Annotated in this window: 29 protein-coding genes, 1 tRNA gene and 1 pseudogene; 14 read left to right on the forward strand and 17 right to left on the reverse strand. The window is 58.2% G+C overall.

Annotated features, from left to right (window positions below):
* From AC2FNN_RS16330 to dgcN, 3 genes and pseudogenes are all read right to left on the reverse strand, one after another.
* Positions 1–171: pseudogene (locus AC2FNN_RS16330) on the reverse strand (D-amino acid aminotransferase); the annotation flags it as partial.
* A gap of 10 nt (positions 172–181) precedes the next feature.
* Positions 182–1,147, reverse strand: a complete 966-nt coding sequence (gene dgcA / locus AC2FNN_RS16335) for an N-acetyl-D-Glu racemase DgcA (protein ID WP_496759557.1) — start codon at positions 1,145–1,147, stop codon at positions 182–184.
* Positions 1,148–1,222: 75 nt separating this feature from the next.
* Positions 1,223–2,224 carry an N-acetyltransferase DgcN gene (gene dgcN / locus AC2FNN_RS16340; protein WP_496759558.1) on the reverse strand — a complete coding sequence of 334 codons (1,002 nt, stop codon included), beginning with the start codon at positions 2,222–2,224 and terminating at the stop codon, positions 1,223–1,225.
* Between the two features lie 295 nt (positions 2,225–2,519).
* Between dgcN and AC2FNN_RS16345 the strand changes: the two genes are divergently transcribed.
* A complete protein-coding gene (locus AC2FNN_RS16345) occupies positions 2,520–3,482 on the forward strand; it encodes an L-malyl-CoA/beta-methylmalyl-CoA lyase (RefSeq protein ID WP_425078863.1) in 963 nt (320 codons plus the stop codon).
* A 44-nt stretch (positions 3,483–3,526) separates the two neighbouring features.
* Here AC2FNN_RS16345 and AC2FNN_RS16350 read toward each other — a convergent pair whose 3' ends face one another.
* Positions 3,527–4,105 (reverse strand): PA14 domain-containing protein, encoded by a 579-nt coding sequence (locus AC2FNN_RS16350; RefSeq protein WP_496759559.1) that lies wholly within the window; start codon positions 4,103–4,105, stop codon positions 3,527–3,529.
* A gap of 119 nt (positions 4,106–4,224) precedes the next feature.
* Positions 4,225–4,677: an Lrp/AsnC family transcriptional regulator gene (locus AC2FNN_RS16355; protein ID WP_496759560.1), complete on the reverse strand. Its 453-nt coding sequence runs from the start codon at positions 4,675–4,677 to the stop codon at positions 4,225–4,227.
* A 73-nt stretch (positions 4,678–4,750) separates the two neighbouring features.
* Here AC2FNN_RS16355 and AC2FNN_RS16360 point away from each other — a divergent pair, with 73 nt between their 5' ends.
* From AC2FNN_RS16360 to AC2FNN_RS16370, 3 genes are all read left to right on the forward strand, one after another.
* Positions 4,751–5,347 (forward strand): LysE family translocator, encoded by a 597-nt coding sequence (locus AC2FNN_RS16360; protein ID WP_496759561.1) that lies wholly within the window; start codon positions 4,751–4,753, stop codon positions 5,345–5,347.
* Between the two features lie 338 nt (positions 5,348–5,685).
* Positions 5,686–6,369, forward strand: a complete 684-nt coding sequence (locus AC2FNN_RS16365; RefSeq protein WP_496759562.1) for a hypothetical protein — start codon at positions 5,686–5,688, stop codon at positions 6,367–6,369.
* A 96-nt stretch (positions 6,370–6,465) separates the two neighbouring features.
* Positions 6,466–7,428: an acetyl-CoA carboxylase carboxyltransferase subunit alpha gene (locus AC2FNN_RS16370; RefSeq protein WP_496759563.1), complete on the forward strand. Its 963-nt coding sequence runs from the start codon at positions 6,466–6,468 to the stop codon at positions 7,426–7,428.
* Between the two features lie 3 nt (positions 7,429–7,431).
* On the opposite strand, the gene AC2FNN_RS16375 is transcribed toward AC2FNN_RS16370, so the two are convergent.
* From AC2FNN_RS16375 to AC2FNN_RS16385, 3 genes are all read right to left on the reverse strand, one after another.
* Positions 7,432–8,562 carry a lytic murein transglycosylase gene (locus tag AC2FNN_RS16375; protein WP_496759565.1) on the reverse strand — a complete coding sequence of 377 codons (1,131 nt, stop codon included), beginning with the start codon at positions 8,560–8,562 and terminating at the stop codon, positions 7,432–7,434.
* A gap of 113 nt (positions 8,563–8,675) precedes the next feature.
* Positions 8,676–9,323 carry a GntR family transcriptional regulator gene (locus tag AC2FNN_RS16380; RefSeq protein ID WP_496759566.1) on the reverse strand — a complete coding sequence of 216 codons (648 nt, stop codon included), beginning with the start codon at positions 9,321–9,323 and terminating at the stop codon, positions 8,676–8,678.
* A gap of 30 nt (positions 9,324–9,353) precedes the next feature.
* The gene (locus AC2FNN_RS16385) at positions 9,354–10,049 is read right to left on the reverse strand and encodes a M48 family metallopeptidase (RefSeq protein WP_496759567.1); all 696 of its coding nucleotides are present in this window, start codon (positions 10,047–10,049) and stop codon (positions 9,354–9,356) included.
* Between the two features lie 100 nt (positions 10,050–10,149).
* Between AC2FNN_RS16385 and AC2FNN_RS16390 the strand changes: the two genes are divergently transcribed.
* The 6 genes from AC2FNN_RS16390 (at position 10,150) to AC2FNN_RS16415 (ending at position 13,385) form a co-directional block, all read left to right on the forward strand.
* Positions 10,150–10,476 carry a TIGR02300 family protein gene (locus tag AC2FNN_RS16390; protein ID WP_496759568.1) on the forward strand — a complete coding sequence of 109 codons (327 nt, stop codon included), beginning with the start codon at positions 10,150–10,152 and terminating at the stop codon, positions 10,474–10,476.
* Positions 10,477–10,619: 143 nt separating this feature from the next.
* Positions 10,620–10,695: transfer RNA gene (locus tag AC2FNN_RS16395), tRNA-Ala, on the forward strand.
* 539 nt (positions 10,696–11,234) lie between these two features.
* Positions 11,235–11,627, forward strand: coding sequence for a hypothetical protein (locus AC2FNN_RS16400; protein ID WP_496759569.1), 393 nt, complete (start codon positions 11,235–11,237; stop codon positions 11,625–11,627).
* Between the two features lie 96 nt (positions 11,628–11,723).
* Positions 11,724–12,155, forward strand: a complete 432-nt coding sequence (locus AC2FNN_RS16405; protein WP_496759570.1) for a c-type cytochrome — start codon at positions 11,724–11,726, stop codon at positions 12,153–12,155.
* Between the two features lie 10 nt (positions 12,156–12,165).
* Entirely contained in the window at positions 12,166–12,507 is a 342-nt protein-coding gene (locus AC2FNN_RS16410; protein WP_496759571.1) for a copper resistance CopC family protein, read from the forward strand.
* Between the two features lie 2 nt (positions 12,508–12,509).
* On the forward strand, positions 12,510–13,385 hold the full coding sequence (locus AC2FNN_RS16415; protein ID WP_496759572.1) for a CopD family protein: 876 nt from the start codon (positions 12,510–12,512) through the stop codon (positions 13,383–13,385).
* A 265-nt stretch (positions 13,386–13,650) separates the two neighbouring features.
* Here AC2FNN_RS16415 and AC2FNN_RS16420 read toward each other — a convergent pair whose 3' ends face one another.
* Genes AC2FNN_RS16420 through AC2FNN_RS16435 form a run of 4 tightly spaced genes read right to left on the reverse strand, consistent with a single transcriptional unit; the run spans position 13,651 to position 17,875 of the window.
* Entirely contained in the window at positions 13,651–14,433 is a 783-nt protein-coding gene (locus tag AC2FNN_RS16420; protein ID WP_496759573.1) for a dimethylarginine dimethylaminohydrolase family protein, read from the reverse strand.
* Between the two features lie 3 nt (positions 14,434–14,436).
* Complete coding sequence (locus tag AC2FNN_RS16425; protein ID WP_496759574.1) at positions 14,437–16,041, reverse strand: 5-guanidino-2-oxopentanoate decarboxylase; 1,605 nt, start codon at positions 16,039–16,041, stop codon at positions 14,437–14,439.
* Positions 16,038–17,222, reverse strand: a complete 1,185-nt coding sequence (locus tag AC2FNN_RS16430; protein ID WP_496759576.1) for a pyridoxal phosphate-dependent aminotransferase — start codon at positions 17,220–17,222, stop codon at positions 16,038–16,040. Before AC2FNN_RS16430 ends, AC2FNN_RS16425 begins: the two co-directional genes overlap by 4 nt.
* The gene (locus AC2FNN_RS16435; RefSeq protein ID WP_496759577.1) at positions 17,219–17,875 is read right to left on the reverse strand and encodes a TetR/AcrR family transcriptional regulator; all 657 of its coding nucleotides are present in this window, start codon (positions 17,873–17,875) and stop codon (positions 17,219–17,221) included. The genes AC2FNN_RS16430 and AC2FNN_RS16435 overlap by 4 nt, the downstream gene beginning before the upstream one ends.
* 77 nt (positions 17,876–17,952) lie before the next feature.
* Here AC2FNN_RS16435 and AC2FNN_RS16440 point away from each other — a divergent pair, with 77 nt between their 5' ends.
* From AC2FNN_RS16440 to AC2FNN_RS16455, 4 genes are read left to right on the forward strand one after another with little or no spacing between them, the layout of a single operon-like run.
* Positions 17,953–18,750 (forward strand): ABC transporter ATP-binding protein, encoded by a 798-nt coding sequence (locus AC2FNN_RS16440; RefSeq protein ID WP_496759578.1) that lies wholly within the window; start codon positions 17,953–17,955, stop codon positions 18,748–18,750.
* A gap of 37 nt (positions 18,751–18,787) precedes the next feature.
* A complete protein-coding gene (locus AC2FNN_RS16445; RefSeq protein ID WP_171634594.1) occupies positions 18,788–19,552 on the forward strand; it encodes a transporter substrate-binding domain-containing protein in 765 nt (254 codons plus the stop codon).
* A gap of 9 nt (positions 19,553–19,561) precedes the next feature.
* Positions 19,562–20,314 carry an ABC transporter permease gene (locus AC2FNN_RS16450; protein WP_152459071.1) on the forward strand — a complete coding sequence of 251 codons (753 nt, stop codon included), beginning with the start codon at positions 19,562–19,564 and terminating at the stop codon, positions 20,312–20,314.
* A complete protein-coding gene (locus tag AC2FNN_RS16455) occupies positions 20,311–21,108 on the forward strand; it encodes an ABC transporter permease (protein WP_496759579.1) in 798 nt (265 codons plus the stop codon). The genes AC2FNN_RS16450 and AC2FNN_RS16455 overlap by 4 nt, the downstream gene beginning before the upstream one ends.
* 490 nt (positions 21,109–21,598) lie before the next feature.
* On the opposite strand, the gene AC2FNN_RS16460 is transcribed toward AC2FNN_RS16455, so the two are convergent.
* The 5 genes from AC2FNN_RS16460 to AC2FNN_RS16480 form a co-directional block, all read right to left on the reverse strand.
* Complete coding sequence (locus AC2FNN_RS16460) at positions 21,599–22,354, reverse strand: ABC transporter ATP-binding protein (RefSeq protein WP_496759580.1); 756 nt, start codon at positions 22,352–22,354, stop codon at positions 21,599–21,601.
* Positions 22,355–22,363: 9 nt separating this feature from the next.
* A complete protein-coding gene (locus tag AC2FNN_RS16465; protein WP_170346000.1) occupies positions 22,364–23,119 on the reverse strand; it encodes an ABC transporter ATP-binding protein in 756 nt (251 codons plus the stop codon).
* A gap of 10 nt (positions 23,120–23,129) precedes the next feature.
* Positions 23,130–24,335: a branched-chain amino acid ABC transporter permease gene (locus tag AC2FNN_RS16470; protein WP_496759581.1), complete on the reverse strand. Its 1,206-nt coding sequence runs from the start codon at positions 24,333–24,335 to the stop codon at positions 23,130–23,132.
* A 3-nt stretch (positions 24,336–24,338) separates the two neighbouring features.
* The gene (locus tag AC2FNN_RS16475) at positions 24,339–25,370 is read right to left on the reverse strand and encodes a branched-chain amino acid ABC transporter permease (RefSeq protein WP_496759582.1); all 1,032 of its coding nucleotides are present in this window, start codon (positions 25,368–25,370) and stop codon (positions 24,339–24,341) included.
* A 105-nt stretch (positions 25,371–25,475) separates the two neighbouring features.
* A partial coding sequence (locus AC2FNN_RS16480; RefSeq protein ID WP_496759583.1) for an ABC transporter substrate-binding protein occupies positions 25,476–26,038 on the reverse strand: 563 nt, incomplete at its 5' end.

The raw sequence follows: 26,038 nt of genomic DNA on the forward strand, positions 1-26,038 counted from the left end.
CAGAGACCGCTTCAGGCGCACCGCGTGGCCCTCGAAATCGATCAGCTTGCCATCCAGTACACTGGTCACTTCGTAAACCGCGTCTGCAAACAGGAAGCCACGGTCAAAGATGGATACCCTGGCCTCGGTCTCGGGCAGGTATTCGCCATTTACATAAACGGTTCGGGTCATGTTTGTCTCCTCAGCCCCAGAGCGCCGCTTCGGGCGGGTGAACTCCGGCGTCGTCAAAAATCAGCGGGGTGTCGCGGTCTTCGGCCAACAGAAGCGGGCCGTCAAGGTCCGTCACCATCGCACCCTGCGCCAACAGCGTTGCGGGCGCCATGGCAAGCGAACTGCCAACCATACAGCCGACCATGATGTCATACCCTTCCGCGCTTGCGGCTTTGCGCAGTTCAAGCGCCTCGGTCAGGCCACCGGTCTTGTCGAGTTTGATGTTGATGACATCGTATTTCCCCTTCAGCCCGGGCAGGCTGGTGCGATCATGGCAGGACTCGTCGGCGCAGACAGGCACCGGGCGCTTCATTCCAATCAGTGCGTCGTCATCTCCTGCGGGCAAGGGCTGTTCCACCAACGCCACGCCCAGACGCACCAGATGCGGGGCGAGGTCGGCGTAAACCTCGGCCGACCAGCCTTCGTTCGCATCCACAATGATCCTGGCGTTCGGAGCACCGGCGCGCACAGCCTCAAGCCGGGGCATATCATCGGGCGTGCCCAGCTTGATCTTCAGAAGCGGGCGATGCGCGTTCGCGGCCGCCTGCGCCTGCATTGCCTCGGGTGTGTCCAGCGACAATGTATAGGCCGTGATCTCAGGTCCAGGCACCGGCAGGCCCGCCAGATCCCAGGCGCGTTTCCCCGCGCGCTTGCTTTCCAGATCCCACAAAGCACAATCCACGGCGTTCCGGGCGGCGCCGGCAGGCAGCAGATCCATAAGCGACCGACGGCTGAACTCATCAGGCAGACCTGCGATCTCGGCCTCGACCGACTCGAGCGTTTCGTCATAACGCGCATAAGGAACGCATTCGCCCCAGCCCTGATGCGTTCCGTCCGCCACCCGCACTGTCAGCACCTTTGCTTCGGTCCGTGACCCGCGCGAGATGGTAAACACCTGCGCCAACTGAAACACATCGCGAGAGACCTCTATCTGCACGCACCCGCTCCTTCATCTTTTCCCAAATACTCACGCCGGAGGCGGAACAATCCCGCCACCGGCGCATTGTTCAGATCACATTGCGGTCAGCGCGTCCACCAGCTTACCGGCACCGAAGCGGAACGGGTCGGTTGCGGGCAGACCCAGCTCTTCCTCGACCTTGGCCAAATAAGCCTTGGCATCGTCTTCGCTCAGGTTCTGCGTGTTGACGGACACACCCGCAACCTGACAGGCCGGATTTGCAATCCGCGCCAGCGGCAGGGCCGTGTCACGCAATTGCGCCAGTGTCGGCAGGGAATACTCTGGCAGACCACGCATATGGGTCCGGGTCGGTTCGTGGCACAGGATCAGTGCGTCGGGCTGCCCGCCATGGATCAGCGCCATGGTCACACCTGAATAAGAGACATGGAACAGCGACCCCTGCCCTTCAATGTGGTCCCAGTGATCCTCGTCATTGTCCGGTGTCAGATATTCGACCGAGCCAGCCATGAAGTCTGCAATGACCGCGTCCAGCGGAACACCCTGCCCGGTGATCAGGATGCCTGTCTGACCCGTGGCACGGAATGTGGATTTCATGCCGCGCTTGCGCATCTCGGCATCCATCGACATCGCCGTGTACATCTTGCCCGCCGAGCAATCGGTTCCGACTGCGAGGCAACGCTTGCCAGTGCGCTTGCGGCCATTTGCGATCGGGTATCCGACAGTCGGCACACGCACGTCATGCAAGGTGCAGCCATGCGTTTGTGCCGCGGCAACAAGATCACCTTCATCGCGCAGCAGGTTGTGCAAGCCCGAAGCCAGATCAAAGCCCATTTCCAGCGCTTCAATCAAAACTTCTTTCCAGGCGTTGCTGATCACACCGCCGCGGTTTGCCACGCCGATCACCAGCGTCTTGGCACCGGCTTCTTTCGCTTCGGTCAGGGTCATATCTTTCAGACCCAGATCAGCCTTGCAGCCGTCCATACGATATTGGCCGACGGCGTTTTCCGGGCGCCAATCCTTGATGCCCACAGCCACTTTGGCCGCCAATTGGTCGGGCGCATCGCCCAAAAACAGCAGGTACGGTGTCTCGATCATTGCGGTCACTCCTTTGATTCCGGCCTAAGCTAGAGAAGCGTTTAAACGAGCGTTTCGCGTTTTGCTCCGCCAAACACGGCAGGTACGCGACATTCTTGCGCCGTTGACACGTAAGACGCAAAATTCTTCGAAGTTTTTAAAGTGATTAAACTTTAATCACCACTTCCCATCTGCTGGCCCGCAGCGTTCTGCAACCGCATTGCCGCAGATGCACAATCTCCCTTGCGCCAGGTTGCGCAATTTAATACCTCTTTGAGCGAGAAAATCGCAATTTCATTACCCACACGAGGTCCAGATGAGCTTTCGCATCCAACCCGCCGCGCCTGCACGACCCAATCGCTGCCAACTGTTTGGTCCGGGATCGAATACCAAACTGTTCCCGAAAATGGCAGCTTCTGCTGCGGATGTGATCAACCTTGACCTTGAGGATTCGGTTGCGCCTTCGGACAAGGACATCGCTCGCGCCAATGTCATCGAAGCCCTGAACACTGTTGATTGGGGCAACAAATACATGTCCGTTCGCATCAACGGCTTGGATACCCCCTATTGGTATCGTGACGTTGTCGACGTGTTGGAGCAGGCAGGCGACCGTCTGGACCAGATCATGATTCCCAAAGTCGGCTGCGCATCGGATGTCTATGCCGTGGATGCCCTTGTCACCGCCATTGAACGCGCCAAGGGCCGGACCAAACCGATCAGCTTCGAGGTCATTATCGAATCCGCTGCCGGTATCGCGCATGTGGAAGAGATCGCAGCCTCTTCGCCCCGGTTGCAGGCCATGAGCCTTGGGGCCGCGGATTTTGCCGCCTCGATGGGAATGCAGACCACGGGCATCGGCGGCACACAGGAAAACTATTACATGCTGCGCGAGGGTGAAAAACACTGGTCCGACCCGTGGCACTGGGCGCAGGCCGCCATCGTCGCCGCTTGCCGCACCCATGGCGTCTTGCCAGTGGATGGGCCATTCGGGGATTTCAGCGACGACGAAGGCTACATCGCTCAGGCGAAACGCTCGGCCACACTGGGCATGGTCGGTAAATGGGCGATCCACCCCAAGCAGATTGCATTGGCCAATCAGGTCTTTACCCCGTCGGATGAGGCCGTTTCCGAGGCCCGCGAAATCCTGGCCGCAATGGAACAGGCCAAAGCCAACGGTGAGGGCGCAACCGTCTATAAAGGCCGTCTGGTTGACATCGCCTCGATCAAACAGGCGGAAGTGATCGTGGCACAGGCCGAACTGATTGCGGCGGGCAGCTAAGTCATAAAAAAGGGCGCTCCATCGAGCGCCCTTTCATGAATTCCTCAACGGCCAAAAACGTCATTGGGCGTCCATGTGAAGCGTTCCCCCTTCTTTCCTGACTTCATCATCAGGCAAGAGGTTCCCAGTTTCTGGAAATAGACGATCTTCAATGGATACCAGCCCGCCTTGGGCACTTCCACTTCGGTGCGTTGATTGGCTTCACAGCCCTGAATACCAGTTACGCGGCCAATCTGTTGACCACCAACCGAAGCTTCTATCCCGTCATTCGACCACGTTTCCAGCTCGTAAACGCCAGGTGAGTCAAACCTCATATATCCTGTGACCTCGACGGCAACGTTGTAGGCTTCGTCGAAGGTCAAGACATTCTCACCCGTGCTGGTGTCCCTGTAATCCAACCCGCGCAACGGCTTTCCGGGCTTGGCCTGAGACAGCATGCTTTTTGCCTGGCTCAGATCCCGGATCTTCTTGTGCTGATTGCCCGTACCAAAGTATTTGACGTTCAATCCCGCCTTCGGAGACGGCTGCGGATTTGCAGGTTGCAGTTTCAGCGGGGCAGACAAAGCGGCCCCGGCAATGACCGACATGGCAACGGCGGTCGCCACTGTTCGAACGAGTTTCATCGTAATCTCCCTGTTTGCGTGCCGTTTTGGCTGGGCGTATCCCCTGGCAGCGTCATTACAATGACACTAGGCCCTGAAAATTTGCGCTGCAAGAGAGTGTGGCTTCACAATTGCAGTGGCTAAGCACGCAGATCCTTGGGTGACCCCATGACCACATAGGATGTGATCGACGTGACATGCGGCAACGTTCCCAGCACCTCGGTATGGAAGGTCTTATAGGACGGCAGATCGGCGCATTCGACGCGCAGCAGGTATTCGATCGTACCGGTGATGTTGTGGCATTCGACCACTTCGGGGGCTTGTTGCAGGGCCCGCTCGAACCCCTCCTGCGCCGCTTTCGTGTGTTCGCCAAGACCGACCCCGATATAGGCGACAAAGCCGACACCCATCGCCGCCGGGTTCAGAACCGCACGATAGCCGGTGATCACGCCGGCTTTCTCAAGCTCTTGAACGCGACGCAGGCAGGCGGACGGCGACAACCCGACCCGTTCGGCCAATTCCAGATTGCTGATGCGCCCATCACGGGTCAGTTCGTGCAATATCTGGCGATTTATCTGATCATTCTTCATCATAAGTTGCAGAAATAGCGGAAATGCGCACGAAAAAGCAATTTCATTTGCTGCCGGCCGGACGATACTTCGCAGTATGACTTACGACATCCTTCTGGCGCTCATCGCTTTTGCCTTCGTGACATCCATTACACCCGGGCCAAACAATCTGATGCTGATGGCATCCGGTGCGAATTTCGGCTTTCGGCGTTCGATCCCGCATATGCTGGGCATTGGCCTTGGCTTCACGCTCATGGTGCTGCTGGTCGGTGCGGGGCTGGTTCAGGTCTTTGACCGGTACCCGGTCAGCTATTCAGTGCTGAAGGTCCTGTCGGTGATCTATCTGCTCTATCTGGCCTGGAAGATCGCGCATGCCGCGCCGGCAAACAACGCCGAGGCGACCGGCGTGCCGATGACATTCCTGCAAGCCGCAGCGTTTCAATGGGTTAACCCAAAAGCCTGGGCCATGGCCCTGACCGCCACCACGGCCTATACGCCAGATCGGACGATGTATGCGATTGTCCTTGTTGCGTTGGTTTTCGGGGCGGTCAACCTGCCATCGGTGAGCACATGGACCTTTCTCGGACAGCAGATGTCGCGGGTACTGACGAACCCGCGCAGGCTGGTTGCGTTCAACTGGACAATGGCTGTGCTGCTTGTGGTTTCGCTTTACCCGGTTCTCTGGCCCGGTTGATTTGCCTCAGCGGCTGGAAGATTTCGGTCAGCAGAACCTCGGACGCAGTTTCTCCGTCCAGTGTCAGTGAAACCGGGACCAGGCGGCAGTATCATCCAAGATGCCAAGCGGCAGGTCCCTGAAGGAAACATCAGGATTCGGGCCAACCCACTCAGAACACGGGCCTTCGACCCTGATTGCGGTCGGCTGCCATTCTCCGTTCCGCCCAGCCAAGGATGCACATCAACATTCCACAATTCTTGCTGACTTTTCGCGGCCTGTCTGAGACAATGACGACACGCCAAAAGCGTCTGCCCACGTTTGTATCAACGCGACTCCTGCCATTTCCGGGGACTGTCATGACAAAACCAATCCGCCTTGCCCGCTGCCTTTTTGCCGCGACACTGATTGTTGCCGCACCCGCTTTTGCTCAGTCCGATGAGGTCCAGACACAATCCATGATTGCCGAGCGGGTAAGTCAGCACAATCCCGCAGCCGAGGCTTATGTAAAGGATCTGCCGATCCTGGGGTGGCAATTGACCAGTGACCAGTTCGAGGACATTCCCGACGCTGTCCGCAGCAATCTCGGCTCGGTGGATGCCACAGGATACGATCAGGCTTATCTGGCCCAGAATACCGGCTCGATCATTGCGCTTCAGTTCAACAAAGAGGGTCCGGATTTTTACATTATCGGCAAGGACACATTTGACGAGAAATATGAACTTGTTCCGCTGGAAGATATTGCCGCCAAGAACACACGTCTGATCGAACGGCTGGATCTAGCGCCCGAGGTCAAAACCATGTTCGAAGATCGAACCCATGGCATGGTCGGTGCGCTCAAGACCACACCGGTTGAAATGTTGCGTGTGTCCGCATTGGGCTATGCAACAGACGATGCGTTGACCATACAAGCTCCATGGGGCGAGCAGACGAAACCCGAGGGCGCTGATGCGTTTCTGGTCTGGGACAGCGGCGAAAACCAATATTACATGGTGAATGCAGACTCCGATGGATTGCCATCAAGTTATGTCCCCGTGAAGTAATCCAACCTGTGGCGGTTCCCAAGTGGCATGTGCCGCATGTTGCAATCCTCTGGTTGCAAGTTCATATAGCGGAGAACTTCCGCGACGAGAGGCATCATGACCCAGTATCTGGATTTCGAAAAACCGCTGGCCGAGATTGAAGGCAAAGCTGAAGAGCTGCGCGCGCTGGCTCGTGCCAACGAAGAAATGGATGTGGCCGAAGAAGCCGCCGCGCTGGATGCCAAAGCCTCCAAGCTGCTGGATGAACTCTATCGCGACTTGACACCCTGGCGGAAGTGCCAGGTGGCGCGTCACCCGGAACGCCCGCATTGCAAGGATTACGTGGACGCACTGTTCACCGAATTCACCCCTCTGGCCGGAGATCGCAATTTTGCCGATGATCTGGCCGTGATCGGCGGGCTTGCACGTTTCAACGATCAACCCGTCATGGTGATCGGTCATGAAAAAGGCAGCGATACCAAATCGCGGATCGAACGCAATTTCGGCATGGCCCGTCCCGAAGGCTATCGCAAGGCCGTGCGCCTGATGGAGATGGCCGGGCGATTTGGACTGCCGGTGATCACCCTCATCGATACCGCGGGCGCCTATCCCGGCAAAGGCGCCGAGGAACGCGGTCAATCCGAAGCGATTGCCCGGTCGACCCAGATGTGCCTGAAGATCGGCGTGCCCCTGGTGTCGGTCATCATCGGCGAAGGCGGCTCGGGCGGGGCTGTGGCCTTTGCCACCGCCAACCGCGTGGCAATGCTGGAACACTCGGTCTATTCGGTAATTTCGCCGGAAGGTTGCGCATCGATCCTTTGGAAAGATGCAGAAAAGATGCGTGAAGCGGCCGAGGCGCTGCGGTTGACCGCTCAGGACCTTCACAAGCTTGGCGTTTGTGACCGGATCATCCCGGAACCCAAGGGCGGTGCGCATCGTGATCGTCCGGCCGCTGTCGAGGCTGTACGCGCAGCTCTCACCGATATGTTGGCGGAACTGGGCGGCAAGGACGCGGCGACCCTGATACAGGACCGCCGTCAAAAATTCCTCGATATCGGCTCGAAAGGGTTGGCGGCGTAATCGTCAGCCACCCAACCTGCGCAACAATGCAACTGAGGGTTCTCCGGTGACTGCCAGGCCATTGGCGCTTTGATACGCGCTGATGGCAGACGTCGTGTTTTTGCCGATCACCCCGTCCGCGCCTTTCGTGTCATACCCTTGAGATGTCAGCCGACGTTGCAAATTCTTGCGGTCGTCCAATGTCAGACCGTTTGCATCTGGCCCGAACGAGGCCTGAAATTGCGCGCCACCAGCGATTCTGTCCGCCAGATGACCAACCCCGATCGCGTAACTGTCCGAATTGTTATAGCGCTTGATGACCTGAAAATTGCGGAAGACGGCAATGCGCGGCCCGGGTTTCTGTGGTTGCAGCACGGCGACCGGTGTACCGGAAACGGTTCCGACCTCGCCCCCCCAGGGCTGCCCCCGCACCCAGCCTGCACGCGACAGGTAAGCAGCGGTGGAAGCCAGCGAATCCGTCGGATCGTCCGACCAGATATCGCGCCGCCCGTCGCCGGTGAAATCCACGGCATAGGCCAGGTAAGAGGTTGGAATGAACTGCGTATGCCCCATCGCACCGGCCCAGCTGCCGGTCATGTTGGCAGGCGTGGTGTCTCCATTCTGAAGGATCTTCAGCGCTGCGATCAACTGGCTTTCAAAGAACTGACCACGCCGACCATCATAGGCCAGTGTCGACAGAGCTGACACAACGGGCACATCGCCGCGACGCGCGCCATAGCGGCTTTCCAGCCCCCAGACTGCAACGACGATTTCCTTGTCCACCCCGTACTGCGCCTCGATCTGCGACAGCGTCCCGTTGTATTGCCGCAGCATCTTCTGGCCGGTGCTGATCCGTTCGTCCGAAGCGGCAATGGCCAGATAATCTTCGAGCGAACGCTTGAACTCTACCTGATTGCGGTCACGCTCGATCACATCGGGCAGGTACCCTGCCCCTTGGAAGGCGCGGTCAATCGTGGATTGTGAAATTCCCTGCGATGCCGCCCGGCCCTTGAACCCGGCAACCCAGGCATCCCAACCCGCATTGGGAACCGCCCGCATACGCGATGCAGGCGTGCTGGATGGCGCACCGCCACCCGTGCAGGCGGCCAACAATGTTGATCCAAGGCAAATGGAAAAAGTCCGGCGAGTAATCATGACTGAGGTCTGCTCTTGTTTGTGATTTGCCTCAAGAGTAACCCAGTCGGATTGAACAGGCCAGAACCGTGAAACCTTGCGCAGTGAGCGCGGGAATGTCGGCGGGATGCCGCTTAGCTCACCAGCAAGCGCAATCCCTGCGTCACGTCCGAGCGGACCGCCAGGCGCAAGCCCGGTTCGTCCCCGGCCTTGAGGGCAGCAATGATCAGCTTGTGATAATGCGGTGGTTCAGTGCGCCTGAGACGCCCGTAAAGCGCCCTCATCGTCGGCCCGAGTTGCAGCCAGACCGTTTCGGCAATGGCCAGCATCGCGGGCGCCTGAGCGCGCAGGTAAAGGGTGCGGTGAAATTCCAGATTTGAACGGATGTACCCAACCGCGTCCCGCTTGGTCACCATCTCGGCAACGGTCATGTTGATGGTCTGCAAGCGGTCGATCAGCGCAATATGCGCCCGGGGCAAAGCCCGGCTGGCCAGCTCGACTTCCAGCAGCGCGCGCAAGGCCGCCAATTCTTCTATCCGGTCGTTGGTCAATTCAGGCGTCGAGACCCGGCCGGAATTGGACAGGAACAAAGCCCCCTCGGCGGCCAGACGGCGCACGGCCTCTCGCGCCGGGGTCATCGAGACGCCGAATTCCTTGCCGATGCCACGCAAGGTCAGCGCCTGACCCGGTGCCATCTCACCATGCATGATTCGAGATCTCAGGACCCGGTACACCCGGTCATGAGTGGCAGTTTGGGTGTCAGACGGGCGCGTGCTCAACATCCGCTTATGTGATCACAAAACAGCACAAGGTCAACTCGGCTTTGCGTCAAACCTGTAACGATGCAGCTCTGCCCCATTGTCACGCAACCAGCGGCGGGGCTGCTGATAGGGGCCGAAAATGCTTTCCACCTGTTCCCAGAACGCGGGCGAGTGGTTCATCTCGACAAGATGCGCCACCTCGTGTGCGGCCACATAGTGCAGCACCTCGGTCGGCGCGAGAATGAGGCGCCACGAGAACATCAACCCACCCTGCGAACTGCATGATCCCCAGCGTGACCGCGTGTCGCGCAGGCTGAGCGTGCTGTACGACCGCCCCAGCATTGCCGCGTAATCATCACACGCGCCGATCAATCGGTCCCGCGCCAATTCCTTCAGAAACCGGGCCAATCTGCGCGCCTCGGCCCCTTCGGGCACTGCGACCTCGCCCGCCAGCAACTGAACACGCCGACCCTTCGCGGGCACGATTCGCCGGACAACGCCTTCAATCGGTATCTTCTGTCCGAACTGCACCACGGCCGATTCCGGCCTGTCCTGCAAATGCTGGCGAATCCACTCTTCCTTGGTGCGTGCGAAACCCAGCGCCTCGGATTCAGGCACACCGACCGGATAGGTCAGCGTAACCCGGCCATCCAGTTGAGAAATTCGCAAACTGATGCGCCGCGCCCGGGCGGATTTGCGCAGCCTCAGTGGCACCGGCGGTGTCCCTGGCAATGCATGCTCTCCCATATCGCGACCTCTCTTGCGCAAAGACTTTGACAGTGCCCTCTGCCTGTGGCAGGTGAGCTGAATCATTTAGACAACTCACCTGATATCAAGGGGATTTGACATGCCCAAGGAAGAATGGGGCGTAAAGCGCGTTTGCCCGACCACCGGTAAGCGATTCTACGACCTGAACAAGGACCCGATCATCAGCCCCTACACTGGCGAGATCGTGGAGCTTGAAACATCCAAAAGCCGCATGATCGCGGCAGATGCAGAAGATGCCGCCTCGGTCAAGGCGCGTGAAAACGCGTCGGAAGAGGATCTGGTCCTGGATGACGACGACAATGTCGACGTCGACCTGGATGACGATCTGCTGGATGACGATGACGACACCAGCGATGACGTTTCGCTGGATGATATCACCGACATGTCTTCGGAAGACGACAACTGATCACGTCAAAGGCGACCACAGGGTCGCCTTTTTCGTTCCACGGACAGCTTGGTGCGGAAATTCGCGTTCAACTCCATTTTTTGACTTGCACTCGACGCCACTGTCTCCTAAACGTCCGTCCACCGCACCAGCGGCACCCGGATGGGGCCTTAGCTCAGTTGGGAGAGCGCTTGCATGGCATGCAAGAGGTCAGGGGTTCGACTCCCCTAGGCTCCACCAAAACCTAGCAGAACAACCAGATTGCAAGCGTCAGAGCGGTGTGACACGCAGGTGTGACACAAAACCAAGCTGTATGCGCGGCTTTCGCTGTCTAGACATGGCAACCATTACTTTCGTTGGCCACTACCCGACACAAGACCAAAACCCCACACCAGACCAAGCACTACACGCAGGACCCCTCGGATGTCTTTGCGTACGAGATACTCTAAAGAGGCTGATACTCTGGCACGGCGTCTTGCAATGCGCGGCGACACAATAACAAAGCGAATATAACTGTCGGGCATGAGCTACGCACAATGATGCCCGGGGTCTCAAGAGAGCTTTGGCAAGGGCAAACCGCGCGGAATGAACTCGGCCCTTTCAGAGAATCTCAGAGGAAGCGCATGATTGATACCATCCGATACTGCGAATTGTGCAATGAAGACTATGGCGAGAATGCAATGCACAAGACCGCATCGCAGACACGGCTTGCTTTTTTGCATCGCAGACCACAATTGAGCGACCCTGTTTCGGGGCGATAAATTGTATGGCGTTGTATCGTGCGCTTGCGTGCAGTAACGTCCGGCACCATGGTCATCCGGCGATACTCACTTGTTCTATTGGTTGGCGTTCTGGTCATCCTGACCGGCATTGGCGGTGTTGCGCACGCGCTGTCGAACGGTTGCGTGGGCCTTCACTGTGAGGACCATATGCAACCTGCTGAAACCTCTGCATTGGCAACGAGCGGTGACGTCTCGGCTTCAGGTCATCATCATGACCCTGAAAGTTCAGAAACCGGAGAGTGCGATCCCTTTATCTGCCAAGCCGTTGCATTGCCGTTCCAAGTCGGTGAAGTTGCCGAGGGTCAGCGCGATATTGACCCGGAGTTCCACGTTGGGACCCAAACCGAGCTGAGCGAACCAGACGCTCTTTACAGGCCCCCTGACGTTTGAAGCAGCACGAATCCCTGCGGATGTAAGCGACCAGCACGTGCGGCTGTTCGCGATGTGCCGCAGCGTTGCCAGCTTCCAAAATGTCAGGACCAATCCATGAAAAAAAGTCACTTGCTAATCGGCGCATGCGCTGTTGCTGCCGTCGCCGCCTTCGTAACTCTTCGGCCCGGTTCAATCGAAGAGGCCACATCGCAGAAGCCACTTGATGGCGACGCCATGGTCGCAATTCAGATGCCGACCATCGAAGGCAATGCCGCAATCGGCCAGCGTGTTTTTGAGGTCTCCTGCGCGTCATGCCACGGCGTTAATGGGGTCGGTGTAGAGGGCGCGGGGCCGCCTCTGATCCACAAAATATACGAACCCAGCCACCATGCGGATGAAGCCTTTCACAGGGCGGTTTCACAAGGTGTAAGAAGCCACCATTGGCAGTTTGGCGACATGCCGCCCGTGGAGGGCCTGACACGAGGTGACGTTGCCATGGTGATCGCCTACATTCGCAAAATCCAGCGTGCCAACGGAATAAACTGAGGGTAACCCAATGAAGAAGATCATGACATTCGCGCTTATGGTTGCGCTTTCCAACGGCGCACTGGCGCATTCCAAGGTCGAAGAAACAACCCCTGCCAACGGCGCCAGGATAACAGATGTGCCCGCTGAAATTGGCCTCAACTTCTCAAAAAACATCCGGCTGACCCGGATCGAGATGGCCCATGAGGAACACTCGGCAGTAAGCCTGGATTTGGGCGGCCAGACAAGTTTTGATCAGGCGTTCACGATCCCACTGCCGAGCAATGGAACGGGCATCTATGTCATCGAATGGCGTGGTCTGGGTGAAGACGGCCATGCGATGCAGGGCGAGTTTTCCTTTACCGTGGAATGAGCATGCCAGACATCTGGGCGATCGCCGCGATCCTCGCAAAGCTGATGCTCTACATCGGTTTTGCGGGCTCCGCCGGGCTTGTGATTGTTGGATGCCTCTTTTCCGACCTCGTCGCGCCGGTGAACCTTGCGGTGACGCGCCATGCCAGGGCCTTGGCATGGCTTGCTCTGGTCGCGACAGCAGTTGGCTTCTTGCTTCGGGGAGCCGCCTTGACAGGCGGGGTTGATGGCATGGTCGATCCGAAGATGCTTGGCCTGTTGTGGCAGACATCCGTGGGCGACGCACTTGTTTACCGCCTTGCAGGCGCAGCGTTGATCCTTGTGGGGCTGTCCGTTCCTCGGTTTGGTCAGTGGGTCGCGCTGTTGGGTGGCACAGTCGCTCTGTGGTCATTTGCGCAGATCGGGCACGTGCCGGAACTGGAGAGCTTTGGCATCCAACTCCTGCTTCTGCTGCACCTGTTATGTGTAGCATTCTGGGTGGGCATCTTCACCCCGCTGCGGAATATGGCCCTTGCTCCTGAACACCTGAAGGATGCAGCTGAGCTCGGTCATGTCTTTGGGCAAGCTGCCACTTGGCTTGTGCCGACGTTGATCGTGGCGGGCCTTTGGATGGCCTGGTTGCTTGTCGGCAATCTCCACGGGCTGCTGTTCACTGGCTATGGGCAGGCGCTGTTGTTCAAAGTGTTCTTTGTGGCGCTGCTGTTGATTCTCGCCGCCGCGAACAAGCTCCGATTTGTTCCGGCCATGCAAGATGGAGAGGCCAGGGCAGCGCGCCGCCTCGCCCGCTCCATCGAGGTTGAGGCATTGATGGTATTGGTGGTGCTGGCGACAACGGCGACACTCACGAGCGTACTGACGCTTCCGAATTCGGGCCATTAGAGATGGACAGACACCGGTGCGCGCGCAATGTGCAGCAATGGCAACGGCGGTGCACGACCCGATGCGAACAAGAAAGACAATCCCGATCAGGGCCCTCCGATTATTACCGCGGGGCCTAGCCATTGGGCTTTGGCAAACAGGGTTCAAGCAGTGCCGCCTGCCCGCCCGCCAACCGGAAGAGATCAAGCTTGCTCACCGCTTGTCTTTCGAACCATCAACACGCCGACCCGCCGATCCACTGGGGCCTGAACCCGGCAGCTGCCCCTCAGAACCTTAATGAAAGACAGGACATGCCACCATCAAGCTTTGCACAATCGGTATTGTCAATTTCAACGACCTCATAGCCTTCGCGGTCCAGCATCTCTGCGGTGCGAGGGAAACCAGCAGCCATCAGCACCAGATTGTTGAACCGGATCGCGTTTGCCGCTGCTTCCTCTCCGTCAGCAACATGCAGCACCCGGTAGCCTTCAAAGCAGCCCGAAGCGTCCAATCGCCGGGTCGCAAGGATCGTCTCGGCATCCATCAGCGAACAATCCGTTTTGAAGTGCAAAACGCCCTCGGGCGTGAATACTTCCCGCAGTTTGTGACCCCATTCCGAGGTGATTTTCGCCAACTCCTCAACACCTTCCGCGTCAGTGCGGTCTGACCGACCCACAAGGATTTCGCGACCGGTTATAAGGATGTCTCCACCCTCGACATGGCCGGGACCTTTGATCTGTGCGACCGTTTCATAGCAGGCCCGCAGTGCCGGGGCGATCTCGGCCACTTCCCCCATCCGCGAAGGCGCGCCCGGCCGCATCAGCACAGCACCCTGCGGCAGGCACAGGGCCGTATCTTCGACAAACTGCGCGTCAGGAAACGCATCCAGAGGATCAAGCTCGATCACCTCGGCCCCGGTGCTTTTCAGCGCTGCCACGTATGCCCCATGCGCGGCCGTCATCCCATCGAAATCCGGGTTTCCGATATCTTCTGCGCGCAATCCATCAGCTATGGTTGGTGCCGGGCGGCGGGTAATGGCGCGGGAAAACTCAAAAGTTGGGTCTGACATGTTTCAATCTCTCTGAGGCTCGAATTTCCGAGCGGTGACTTCGATCATCGCGGGCCCGTCCATGGACGCCGTTTCGCGTAACGCTTGCGCGATGGCCTGCGGTTTATCGGGAACCCGGGTGTGTGGAATTCCAAAGGACCTGGCCGTTGCTGCAAAATCGGGGGGTGAGGGGTCGCATCCAATGACCGTCACGCCTGCATCCTGCATCGATGTGGCGATTTCCCGGTACCCGCGATTGTTCCAGATCACGAAAGTGACCGGCAGGTTTTCGTCTACTGCGGCCATTGCTTCCGGCATTGAAAACTGCGCCCCGCCATCACCGACGATGCATATTACCCGCGCCGTTGGATCGGCAATCGACGCGCCGATGGCTGCGGGTATGCCATAGCCCAGCGCACCGTACCCCGTTGCAGCATTGAACCAGCCACCTGCCCGGTCGTGGTCGTAGTAAAGATTGCCGGCATAGATGGGCTGGGTGGAATCCCCGACCATCAGAGCATCCGGAGACGCGGAGCGAATCGCATTCAGTATCTCCACCTGCTGACGATAATCCGGACCAATCTCCTGCCAGGCCGCATCGCGCGTTTTTCTGGCACGGTCCGCACCGTCGCTTTGCCGTGCCCTCTGCGGCAGGGCCTCATACAGGGCTGGCAAAACCAGGCCGACGTCACCTTGAATGGCAATCGCTGCCTCGTGCCGCGAAAGTTGATCGCTGCACCGATCAACTCGTATCAGGCCGGACAGTTTCGCAAACTGACCGGTGGCATACATGTCATAATCGGTTGGCCCCAGCTCGGTTCCCAAGGCCAGAACACAATCGGCGCTTTCCAACAATGCGCGCACCGCGTTCAGGCTGGGGCTGGCCGGAACGGTCAGAGCATGTCCGTGCATCAGGCCGCGCGCGTTGACGGTTTGCACAACCGGGGCATCCAGAGCTTCGGCCAGTGCTTGCAATCCCGCCTCGGCACGTTTCGCACCGCCGCCCGCCAGAATGACGACTTTCTTTGCCACAGCCAGTTGCCCTGCGGCCTGCCTGATCAATGCCGGGTTGACCGGAGGATCAGGATCAGGCGTCTCGACTGCTGTTTCCTGATAGTCCGCCGCTGCGACATCCAACGGAACCTCGATATGCGCCGGCCCGTGGCGACCATTGCTGAGGCCGTGAAAAACACGGTCCAAAACCGGGGCCAGAGCGCTGGGGCCGGTGACCTGTTCGGACACCAAAGCAACCGTTTTCGCCAGCCCGATTTGGTCTGGCAATTCGTGCAGATGCCCCAAACCCTTGCCAAGCGATCCGGTTTTGTTGACGCCGGACACCACCAGCATCGGTATTGAATCGGCCCGCGCCTGCGCCATCGGCGTCAGTGTGTTGGTCAATCCGGGGCCGGTGATCACAAAGGCAACACCCGGTTTACCCGACACACGTGCATAGCCATCGGCCATGAATCCCGCCCCCTGTTCGTGTCTGGGCGTCACATGTCGTATGCCCGAAGCGGCAAGCCCTCGGTACAGTTCCACCGTGTGAACGCCCGGTATTCCGAAGACGCAGGTCACATCCCGCTGGCGCAGCCCGGCAACCAGAGCTTCGCCGACTGTCATTCCGCTCATGCGACCTCGCGTGATTTGCTGTTGGCGTGATCGATGATACGGGAAACAGCGGTACCAAAATCCGTGTCATTGATCGTCAAAGCGACCCGCACCCAGTCATTCAAGCTGTCACCAAAAGCGGATCCCGGCATGACGGCCACCCCGGCCTGTAGCAGATCCCAGGCATAGGCTTCGCCGTCCAGCCCGGTGGCAGAGACATTGATGAGGGCGAACATTCCCGCCTCGGGTCGGTGAACAGTCAGATCCGTTTCAGCTTCAAGACGATTGGCCAACAGGGTCGCGCGGCCAGAGAATCGGGCGGCCATCCCGGGGGCAACCTCGGACCCGTCACGGATCGCCTTTTCGGTCATGTCCGCGATGAACGGCTGATTGCCAAAAAGCATGGTCTCGGAATAGGGCAACAGCGCTTCGCAAAACGCCGCTGGCCCGACACACCAGCCACTGCGGAACCCTGGCGCGGCATGAGATTTCGAGATGGATGATACGCCAATGACACGATCCGCCAGTGCCGGATCTGCCAATGGTGAAACAAATCGGGCACTGTCGAAGATCAATTCTTCATAGACCTCATCCGAGATGATCCACAAATCATGTGCAATCGCGAGCTGTCCGATCTCGGTTAGCTCCTCGGCCGTCAGGATCGCGCCCGTTGGGTTGTGTGGTGTTGTCAGCAGAATGGCGCGGCTGCGCGGAGTGATGCGGGCCGCGATATCTTCAGCCTGTATGCGAAACCCTTTCTCGGGACGCAGCGGTACGGGCACCATCTCGGCCCCGGATGCACGAATGACACCTTCATAAGTCGCGTACATCGGATCGCCGACCAGAACTTCGTCGCCCACCTCGGCGACCCCGGCCATGGCTGCGAAAAGGGCGGTTTGCGTGCCGGGAAAGCACAGAAAATTCCCGGGCCCGAAAACCCGCCTGCGAGAGGCAGAATAGCGCGCAGCCAGCGCGTCAAGCAGCCCGGCTTCACCGCGCCCGTTGGAGTACCCTGTCCGCTGCGCCCGCAATGAGGCAACGGTGGCTTCGACCAGCGCGTCCGGCACCGGCACGTCCGGTTCTCCTATCGTCATTTCGACGATGTCCGCTCCGGCCTTGATTAGGTCGCGGGCTTTCAGATGTACGCCCCATTTGGCGCCACCCAAGCCCGCCAACCGTTCTGTCACCGATGTGGTCTTCATGACTGCTCCACCTCTTTGGTCAATGGAATCCCGACGATGGCGCTGACGGAATCCAAACCGATCCGCGCCAGCTGGCCTTCGGAAAACGCATCCGGAAGCGCACCCCCTTCAAGCCACAGGCCGTCGATCACCGCGTTGCAGGCGATGGCCAGTTGCATTGCCTCTGACGCATCAACCGAACGCCCCGTTTCTTGCAGCGCAGCGACGATCAGCTTCTCGAGATGATCCCGGAAATAGTCATAGGTTCGCTGGTGAATGCGCTGCATTTTCGGGTCATGCTGCACCTTGTTCAGGAAGCCCGCCCACAACGCCACGGCGCTTGGATCAACGATTGGCGGTCGCAGTGACGCGTCGACGAAGTTGGTCAACTGAGAAACCGCGCTGCCCGTTCCTGACGACGCAGCCGTCTGGTCCGTCAGCGCATTCATGTGGTGCTCATACGCCGCCTGAACCAGTTCGTCCTTGGATGAGAAATAGTGCCGGATCAAACCTTGGGTCACGTTCGCGCGGGCTGCGATCTCGCGCACCGTGGCACCCCGAACGCCCATCTCGGCGATCAGGTCCAATGTCGCCAGAATCAGCGCCTCGCGGCGAACCTCGGCAGACTCACGTTTGAATTTGCGGCTGTCGTCCTGCACGTCAGTGTCATCCATGGCACGGAGTTATTATACACTTGCATAATTGCGAGATTCGGGGCTTACTGCAAGCTGAAATCAGAAGATTCTTGGATATGGACACAGCCAAAGCAGCATCACCCGCACGCAAAGCAACCACGCCGGAAGAGGCAATCAAGGTTGAGGATCTGCACAAATCCTTTGGCACGCTGGAGGTTTTGAAAGGTGTATCCCTGACCGCAAACAAGGGGGATGTTGTTGCCATTATCGGGGGCTCAGGCTCGGGCAAGTCCACCATGCTGCGCTGTATTAATTTTCTGGAAACGCCGAGTTCCGGAAAGATAACCATCGGCGGTGAACCGGTTGAAATGCACACCGATGGCAGCCCTTCCAACCGACGCCAGATCGAACGTATCCGCACGCGACTGGCAATGGTTTTCCAGCAGTTCAATCTGTGGACACACCACACGCTTTTGGAGAACGTGATCGAAGTGCCGGTGCATGTCCTAAGGGTGCCAAAAGCCCAGGCGATCTCGCGGGCGCATGAATTGCTGACGCGGGTGGGCCTTGGCGACAAGGCCGACACCTATCCGGCCTATCTTTCGGGTGGTCAGCAACAGCGCGCTGCCATCGCCCGGGCGCTTGCGGTCGATCCTTCGGTGATGCTTTTTGATGAACCCACGTCGGCGCTTGATCCCGAGCTTGTTGGCGAAGTTCTAACCGTGATCCGCGATCTTGCCGCCGAAGGGCGCACAATGCTGCTTGTCACCCATGAAATGAAATTCGCACGCGAAGTCGCAGACCACGTTGTCTATCTCTTCGAGGGCCGCATCGAAGAGCAGGGCCCACCTGCCGAGGTCTTCGGAAACCCGAAATCTGAGCGCCTGAAGCAGTTCCTCAGCTCGGTCGCCTGAACCAGAAAAACAAAATGAACCAAAAGGGAGTATCAAAATGAACGTCAAGAAACTGCTCGCGTCCGGCCTTGCCGCCGCTGTCCTTTCGGCTGGTATCGCCAGTGCAGAAGAGGTCAAGATCGGCATCGCAGCCGAACCTTACCCGCCATTCGCGTCGCTGGACAGTTCAGGCAATTGGGTCGGCTGGGAGATCGATGTCATCAATGCGGTCTGCGCCGCTGCGGAACTTGACTGTGTCATCACGCCGGTCGCCTGGGATGGTATCATCCCGTCGCTGACCGGACAGCAGATCGATGCCATCATGGCGTCTATGTCGATCACCGAGGAACGGCTGAAAACCATTGATTTCAGCGATCCCTACTACAACACACCTGCCGTCATCGTCGCGGACAAATCGATGGATATCGAAGCGACCCCCGAGTCGCTGGCCGGCAAGGTTGTCGGCGTTCAGGCGTCGACCATCCACCAGGCTTATGCGCAGGAATATTTCAAGGATTCCGAACTGAAGGTTTATCAGACTCAGGATGAGGCCAACCAGGACCTGTTCGCAGGTCGTATTGACGCCACCCAGGCCGACAGCATCGCCATGGCAGACTTCGTGAACTCGGATGCCGGGGCATGCTGTGAAATCAAAGGCGCCGTCGCAGATGATCCGGCCATCCTGGGACGAGGCGTTGGCGCCGGTGTTCGCAAGGGTGATGATGACCTGCTTGCAGCGCTGAACAAGGGCATCGCGGCAATTCTTGCCGATGGAACGCACGAGAAGATCACTTCGAACTATTTCTCGGCCAGCATCTACTAAGCGGCTGCCGTGACCGGACTGTTGGAATCGCTTGGATTGGCGCAGAGCGCAGAGCTTCTGTCGCTGTCGCCACCGGGTTGGGGGGGCAATCTGCTGCGCGGATTGTCCCACTCATTGCAGATCGCTTTTGGTGCATATGCGCTCGGCCTCGTGATCGGATTGTTCGGTGCCTATGGAAAACTGTACGGCGGGAAGGTCACACGCGATCTTCTTGCCATCTACACGACCGTGATCCGGGCCGTGCCGGAACTGGTCCTGATCCTGATCCTGTATTACGTGGGATCTGACATCATCAACAAAATCTCTGCTGCAATGGGCGGAGGGAGGGTCGAGGTCAATGGCGTCGCCGCGGGCATTTGGGTTCTGGGCGTTGTTCAGGGCGCATATGCAACCGAGATTCTGCGCGGAGCCATCCAGGCGGTTCCACCCGGACAGATCGAGGCCGCCAAATCCTACGGCATGCCCGCCTTCATGACCATGCGCCGCGTGACGATTCCCGCCATGATGAGCTTTGCCGTACCCGGTCTGGCCAACTTGTGGCTGATCGCCACCAAGGACACCGCCCTGCTCGCGGTCGTGGGATTCAACGAACTGACACTGGAAACCCGGCAGGCCGCCAGCAGTACACGCGCCTATTTCACCTTCTTTCTGGCGGCGGGTTTTCTCTATCTCATGGTCACCCTGTTTTCGGGCGCCATCTTCGCGCGGATCGAAAAATGGGCGCGTCGCGGTCAACCTTCTCTGAAAGGAGGTGGCAGATGATCGATCTCAGGTCCTTGATGCAACCCCATCGTATCGTGATGATGCTGATCTTTGCCGGGATCGTGATCTGGTGTGCCATGTCTTTGCGATGGGACTGGTTACCAAAATACGCACCGCTTGCTTTGCAGGGAATCTGGACCACGCTCTGGCTGCTTGTTGTCACCGTCGTTCTCGGATTTCTGCTGGCCGTACCACTCGGGTTGGCCCAGGCCGTTGGGCCCTGGTACCTTGCGGCACCAGCAAAGGCGTTTTGCACCATCATTCGGGGCACACCTCTGCTTTTGCAGCTTTGGTTGCTGTATTATGGCCTCGGCTCATTGTTCCCTCAATTCCCTTGGATACGATCGTCCGAGCTTTGGCCGTATCTGCGTCAGGCCTGGCCCTATGCGGTTTTGGCGCTGACATTGTCTTATGCCGGCTATGAAGGCGAGGTTATGCGCGGCGCCTTCAAAGGCGTCGCCAAGGGCCAGCTGGAGGCCGCCAAATCGTTCGGCATGCCAAGGTTGACAATGTTCCGCCGCATCTGGTTGCCGCAGGCAATCCGCAATGTTCTGCCGACTTTGGGCGGTGAAACCATACTACAGCTAAAGGCGACCCCCTTGGTCGCCACGATTACAGTGGTTGATATCTATGCCGTATCATCGCGGGTGCGGTCCGACACGTTTATCATCTACGAGCCGCTCATCCTGCTGGCCGTATTCTACATACTCGTTGCCGGTATTATTGCCCTGATGTTCCACTGGCTGGAAGTGAAGGTGCTGGGAACCGGAAGCCGGAATGGGCCAGCCGGATAGTACAAGCCGGAAGTAAAGCGAGACCCACGGCCCCACTCTGGGCGCAGGTTTTGTCGGCGCGTTTTCAGACCGATTGAAACCATGGGCACACGATCAAGACGGTTGCCCGGACTGGCTTGGGGAATGTTCACCTTGCATTCCTTGCGACGAAGGCACTTGCAGCTCGGGGCCGGAGCCTGACTGTCTTATCAATTGCACAACGACCCGGAACACCGCGGCGCAATCGTCTGGTCGGCGCAGTGGCGGATGTCGCGAAGCATTGTAAACTTGCCCCCTCGCCCTTTGGGGCGCGCTCCACAAGGCGCGCATTCAGCCCAGCCCCGACAGAACCTATTGCCGCAAACCCGTAATCAGATTTGAACCGACGCCCATCATTTTTCGGGGTGAAACACCCTTGATCGCGAATGGGCAGAATCTGCCCTGAACGCAGGTCTTGGTGAGCCACGAACTGGTCATGCCCATTGGGTCTGTTTGCCAATCAGAACAACGCTCAGATCGCCAGATACTCCTCACGAAGACCGGTGTCTTCAAGCACCTCTTTTGCCGTTCCGTCGAATACGATAGTGCCGGTATCAAGGATGATCGCGCGGTCCGCCAGTTCCAAAGCGCGCACAGCGTTCTGTTCAACGATGATTGTGGTCATACCCTGCTGCTTGACATGTATGAGGGTTTTTTCGATTTCGTCGACGATGACAGGCGCCAAACCTTCATACGGCTCATCCAAAAGCAGCACCTTGATGTCCCTGGCAAGCGCTCTGGCGATTGACAGCATCTGCTGTTCGCCACCCGACAGTGTAATCCCTTCCTGTTTCCTGCGCTCACCGAGACGCGGAAACAGCTCGTAAAGCCGTTCAAGGGACCATCCGATCGGAGGCGCAATCTGTGCAAGTTGCAGGTTTTCTTCGACTGTCAGGCCGGGAATTATGCGCCTGTCTTCCGGTACAAGACCAAGGCCAGCTGCTGCTGCCTCATAGCTTGTCATGTTGTGCAGCGGTTTGTGGTCCAACCAGATTTCGCCATGTCTTACTTCCGGTTCTGCGACCCTTGCAATCGAACGCAGTGTCGAGGTTTTGCCCGCACCGTTGCGCCCAAGAAGAGCAAGAATCTCGCCTTCATGTACATTGAAGCTGACACCCTGCACGATATAGCTTTCTCCGTAATAGGAGTGCATATCCCAAACGGAAAGAAACGCAGGGGCGGTGCTGGCCAGATTGGCGTTTTTCGAAAAGTCAGGTTTCTCGTTCATAGCTTTTCCTTACGCAGCCTCGCCCAGATAGGCTTCGCGAACCTTTGGGTTTCCGCGGATGTTTTCAGGAGTATCTTCAACCAGAGGTGTCCCCTGGGCCAGAACAGTGATGCGTTCGGCAAGGCTGAAGACAACATGCATGTCATGCTCGATGATCGCGATGGTGATGTCGCGTTCGTCCTTGATCTGTTTCAGCAGGTCGATCGTGTTGTTGGTATCCGCCCTCGCCATCCCCGCCGTCGGTTCGTCCAGAAGCAACAGCCGCGGATTCTGGCTGAGGCACATGCCAATCTCAAGCCGTCGCTTGTCGCCGCGCGATAGCGAGGCCGCGTGCATCTCACGCTTGTCGGCCATATTCATCTCTTCCAGCATCGCTTCGGCCTGTTCAACAACAGCCTTTTCGTTGGCGATGGTCTCGTATGCATGCATCCGGAACGCCCCATCCCGCATGGCGAAGATCGGAATCAACATGTTCTCCATCACCGTCAATTCACCAAAAATCTCGGGTGTTTGAAACACGCGGCTTATGCCCATCTGGTTGATCTGGAAGGGTTCAAGCCCCAAGACCGACGCGTTGTCGAACAATACGGACCCGGTGTCTGGCATGAGCTTGCCGACCAGACAATTCAGCAAGGTCGACTTGCCCGCACCGTTGGGCCCGATGATTGCGTGAACCGAATTCTCCTCGACGCTGAGGTTCACGTCCGTGAGTGCCTTGAGACCGCCGAAGCGCTTGCTGACGTCTTTGACTCTTAGAATTGCCATGGCTCGCCCCTTATTCCGCCGGTTCCGTTTTTCCCGACGTCGCGTCGTCGGATTTTGATTTCTTGCGCTTGAGCCGGTTCAGCAAACGCTGACCACCTTCGACAAGACCACCCGGCAAATAGATAACGACAAGCATGAAAAGAATGCCCAGCGTCAGATGCCAGCCTTTTCCGATGAACGGGTGGATCAAGAAAACCACCGCGTCCTCCAGCCCGTCAGGCAGGAATGCAAACCAGCTGTGCAACACGTTGTCGTTGATCTTCGAGAAGATGTTTTCAAAGTACTTGATGAAGCCCGCACCCAGTACCGGACCGATCAAGGTTCCTGTGCCGCCCAGGATCGTCATCAGAACGACCTCGCCCGATGCGGTCCACTGCATACGTTCGGCACCTGCCAGCGGGTCCATTGCGGCCATCAGCCCACCAGCCAGGCCGGCATACATGCCCGAGATGACAAATGCCGCCAGCGTGTAGGGTTTCGAGTTCAGGCCGGTATAGTTCATCCGCTGCTGGTTCGACTTCACCGCCCGCAACATCATCCCGAAAGGTGAACGGAAGATGCGGATCGACAGGTAGAACACCACCATCATGATCACCGCACACAGATAGTACCCCGCGTTGAAATCAAAGCTCCACGCGCCCATGTCCAGCGTGTAGGTTGCGCGCATCGGCAGCCCGAACAGATGCGGCAGGTCCGGCGAATTCGCGCCTTGCAGGATCTGTGGATCATCCGCGTAAACCTGCAATCCCGTTTCCCCGTTCGTCAGGTTGAACTTGGGGTTGGACAACACCGAATAAGCCAACGCAAAGCTCATCTGCGCGAAGGCCAGCGTGAGGATCGAAAAATAGATGCCCGACCGGCGCAGGCTGACGAACCCGATCAGCAATGAGAATACCCCGGCGACCACAACGCTGAGTGCGATGGCCGGGATGATGTTGTAACTCAGCAGCTTGAACATCCATACGGCGGAATAGGATCCGACGCCCAGAAAGGCCGCGTGTCCGAATGACAGGTATCCGGTAAGGCCGAACAGGATGTTGAAGCCGATGGCAAAGATGCCAAAGATGACAAAACGCTGCATCAGATCCGGATAGCCCGCGTTGAATTGCGCCATGGCGCTGCCTTCCGGGAATGGATTCAGGATGAAGGGCGCCAGCATCGTTAGGATGCCGACGATAATCAGCAGGCTGGTATCTTTTTTGTTCAGTCCCAACATCGATTATTCCTCCATCACGCCTTTGCGTCCCATCAAACCGCGCGGGCGTGTGAGCAGCACAATAATGGCGACAAGGTAGATGATGATTTGGTTGATGCCCGGGATCGTCGTTGTGGCCCAGGTCGTAGAGGCGAAGCTTTCGAGAATGCCCAGCAGAAAGCCGGCCAGCACCGCGCCGGGAAGAGACCCCATACCGCCAACGACAACCACAACGAAACTGAGGACCAGAAAATCCATCCCCATGTGATAGTTTGGTGGGTTGAGCGGCCCGTACATCACGCCCGCCAAACCGGCCACCGCGGCGGCGATACCGAACATGATCGTAAAGCGCCGGTCGATGTTGATCCCCAGCAAACCCACAGTTTCTCGATCCGCCATGCCGGCGCGTACAACCATGCCGAAGGTGGTGAATTGCAGGAATGAGAAGACGGCACCGATAATGGCAACCGCAAAGCCGAAATAGACGAGGCGCCAGATCGGGTAGATGATCGCGTTTGGATCAAACCCGACCATTGTGCCAAGATCGACAGAGCCACTCAGCGCGTCGGGCGGCGGCGTCTGGATGGGGTTGGCACCGAAGAAATACTTCACGATTTCCTGCAACACGATCGCCAGGCCGAACGTGACAAGGATCTGGTCCGCGTGGGGGCGTTTGTAGAAATGCTTGATAAGCCCGCGTTCCATCACATAGCCAACCGCCAGCATGATCGGGATCGCAAACAGGATGGCCAATGGAACGGACCAGTCGATGATCGTCGCCCCAAACTCCGGGCCGAACCATGCCTCGACATAAGGTGTTTCCACTTTCAGCGGGTTGCCAAGAAAGTCGGTTTGGCTCTCGTCGATGGTTACAAAGCTCAGGTTCATGAGCTTTTGCAAAGTAACGGCACAAAACGCACCGATCATGAACAGGGCCCCGTGGGCAAAGTTCACAACGCCGAGCGTCCCAAAAATAAGCGTCAGCCCCAGCGCAATCAGCGCATAAGCCGACCCTTTGTCCAGACCGTTCAGAATTTGCAATAGGATGGCGTCCATTGGCCCACCTCAGGGTTGGTCAGTGTGAATTGAGCGGCACAACAGGATCAACCCTGCTGTAGATGTCTGGCCACCATTTTGGCAGCCAGACTTTGATACGCGGCCTTATGCGCCCGGGTTGCACTCACCCAGTGCGCCACCGGCGAACATCGGATGCTCCGGATCGTATTCGACCTGCGCGCGTGGGGTGATCTCGACGATCTCCAGCGTGTCATAGGCGTTGGTCGGGTTCATGTTGCCACGCACGACCAGCACGTCCTTGAAGCACTGGTGGTCATCGGCGCGGTACAGGGTCGGACCGTTGCCCAGCCCGTCGAACTCAAAGCCTTCCAGGGCCTCGACGACGCCGCATGGGTTGAAGGTACCGGCGCGCTCGCATGCATCCGCGTACAGCAGAACCTGGGCATAGCAGGTCTGGGCCGAGTTGGACGGCGGCTTGCCGTATTTCTCGCCGAAGGATTTCACGAAGGCTTTGGTGCCTTCATCCTGCAACTGCCAGTTCCAGTTCATTGAACCCAGCACGCCCTTGATGTTCTCGCCCGCACCGGCGGCCATCAGCTCCGAATACAGCGGCACGACGATCTTGAAGTCCTTGCCGTTGGCAACTTTGTCGAGCAGGCCGAACTGAATCGCGTTGGTCAGCGAATTCACCATATTGCCGCCATAGT

It is taken from the genome of Ruegeria sp. BHSA118 (assembly GCF_059613405.1).

Excerpts from the sequence above, each read along its gene's own strand:
- AC2FNN_RS16445 (WP_171634594.1), top strand. The coding sequence starts at position 18,788 with ATGAACGTCAAGAAACTGCTCGCGTCCGGCCTTGCCGCCGCTGTCCTT.
- AC2FNN_RS16425 (WP_496759574.1), bottom strand. The coding sequence starts at position 16,041 with ATGAGCGGAATGACAGTCGGCGAAGCTCTGGTTGCCGGGCTGCGCCAG.
- AC2FNN_RS16475 (WP_496759582.1), bottom strand. The coding sequence starts at position 25,370 with ATGGACGCCATCCTATTGCAAATTCTGAACGGTCTGGACAAAGGGTCG.
- AC2FNN_RS16410 (WP_496759571.1), top strand. The coding sequence starts at position 12,166 with ATGAAGAAGATCATGACATTCGCGCTTATGGTTGCGCTTTCCAACGGC.
- AC2FNN_RS16375 (WP_496759565.1), bottom strand. The coding sequence starts at position 8,562 with ATGATTACTCGCCGGACTTTTTCCATTTGCCTTGGATCAACATTGTTG.
- AC2FNN_RS16430 (WP_496759576.1), bottom strand. The coding sequence starts at position 17,222 with ATGAAGACCACATCGGTGACAGAACGGTTGGCGGGCTTGGGTGGCGCC.
- AC2FNN_RS16385 (WP_496759567.1), bottom strand. The coding sequence starts at position 10,049 with ATGGGAGAGCATGCATTGCCAGGGACACCGCCGGTGCCACTGAGGCTG.
- AC2FNN_RS16440 (WP_496759578.1), top strand. The coding sequence starts at position 17,953 with ATGGACACAGCCAAAGCAGCATCACCCGCACGCAAAGCAACCACGCCG.
- AC2FNN_RS16470 (WP_496759581.1), bottom strand. The coding sequence starts at position 24,335 with ATGTTGGGACTGAACAAAAAAGATACCAGCCTGCTGATTATCGTCGGC.
- AC2FNN_RS16345 (WP_425078863.1), top strand. The coding sequence starts at position 2,520 with ATGAGCTTTCGCATCCAACCCGCCGCGCCTGCACGACCCAATCGCTGC.
- AC2FNN_RS16460 (WP_496759580.1), bottom strand. The coding sequence starts at position 22,354 with ATGAACGAGAAACCTGACTTTTCGAAAAACGCCAATCTGGCCAGCACC.
- AC2FNN_RS16360 (WP_496759561.1), top strand. The coding sequence starts at position 4,751 with ATGACTTACGACATCCTTCTGGCGCTCATCGCTTTTGCCTTCGTGACA.
- dgcN (WP_496759558.1), bottom strand. The coding sequence starts at position 2,224 with ATGATCGAGACACCGTACCTGCTGTTTTTGGGCGATGCGCCCGACCAA.
- AC2FNN_RS16380 (WP_496759566.1), bottom strand. The coding sequence starts at position 9,323 with ATGTTGAGCACGCGCCCGTCTGACACCCAAACTGCCACTCATGACCGG.
- AC2FNN_RS16420 (WP_496759573.1), bottom strand. The coding sequence starts at position 14,433 with ATGTCAGACCCAACTTTTGAGTTTTCCCGCGCCATTACCCGCCGCCCG.
- AC2FNN_RS16455 (WP_496759579.1), top strand. The coding sequence starts at position 20,311 with ATGATCGATCTCAGGTCCTTGATGCAACCCCATCGTATCGTGATGATG.
- AC2FNN_RS16350 (WP_496759559.1), bottom strand. The coding sequence starts at position 4,105 with ATGAAACTCGTTCGAACAGTGGCGACCGCCGTTGCCATGTCGGTCATT.
- AC2FNN_RS16390 (WP_496759568.1), top strand. The coding sequence starts at position 10,150 with ATGCCCAAGGAAGAATGGGGCGTAAAGCGCGTTTGCCCGACCACCGGT.
- AC2FNN_RS16365 (WP_496759562.1), top strand. The coding sequence starts at position 5,686 with ATGACAAAACCAATCCGCCTTGCCCGCTGCCTTTTTGCCGCGACACTG.
- AC2FNN_RS16415 (WP_496759572.1), top strand. The coding sequence starts at position 12,510 with ATGCCAGACATCTGGGCGATCGCCGCGATCCTCGCAAAGCTGATGCTC.
- AC2FNN_RS16465 (WP_170346000.1), bottom strand. The coding sequence starts at position 23,119 with ATGGCAATTCTAAGAGTCAAAGACGTCAGCAAGCGCTTCGGCGGTCTC.
- AC2FNN_RS16355 (WP_496759560.1), bottom strand. The coding sequence starts at position 4,677 with ATGATGAAGAATGATCAGATAAATCGCCAGATATTGCACGAACTGACC.
- AC2FNN_RS16405 (WP_496759570.1), top strand. The coding sequence starts at position 11,724 with ATGAAAAAAAGTCACTTGCTAATCGGCGCATGCGCTGTTGCTGCCGTC.
- AC2FNN_RS16370 (WP_496759563.1), top strand. The coding sequence starts at position 6,466 with ATGACCCAGTATCTGGATTTCGAAAAACCGCTGGCCGAGATTGAAGGC.
- AC2FNN_RS16435 (WP_496759577.1), bottom strand. The coding sequence starts at position 17,875 with ATGGATGACACTGACGTGCAGGACGACAGCCGCAAATTCAAACGTGAG.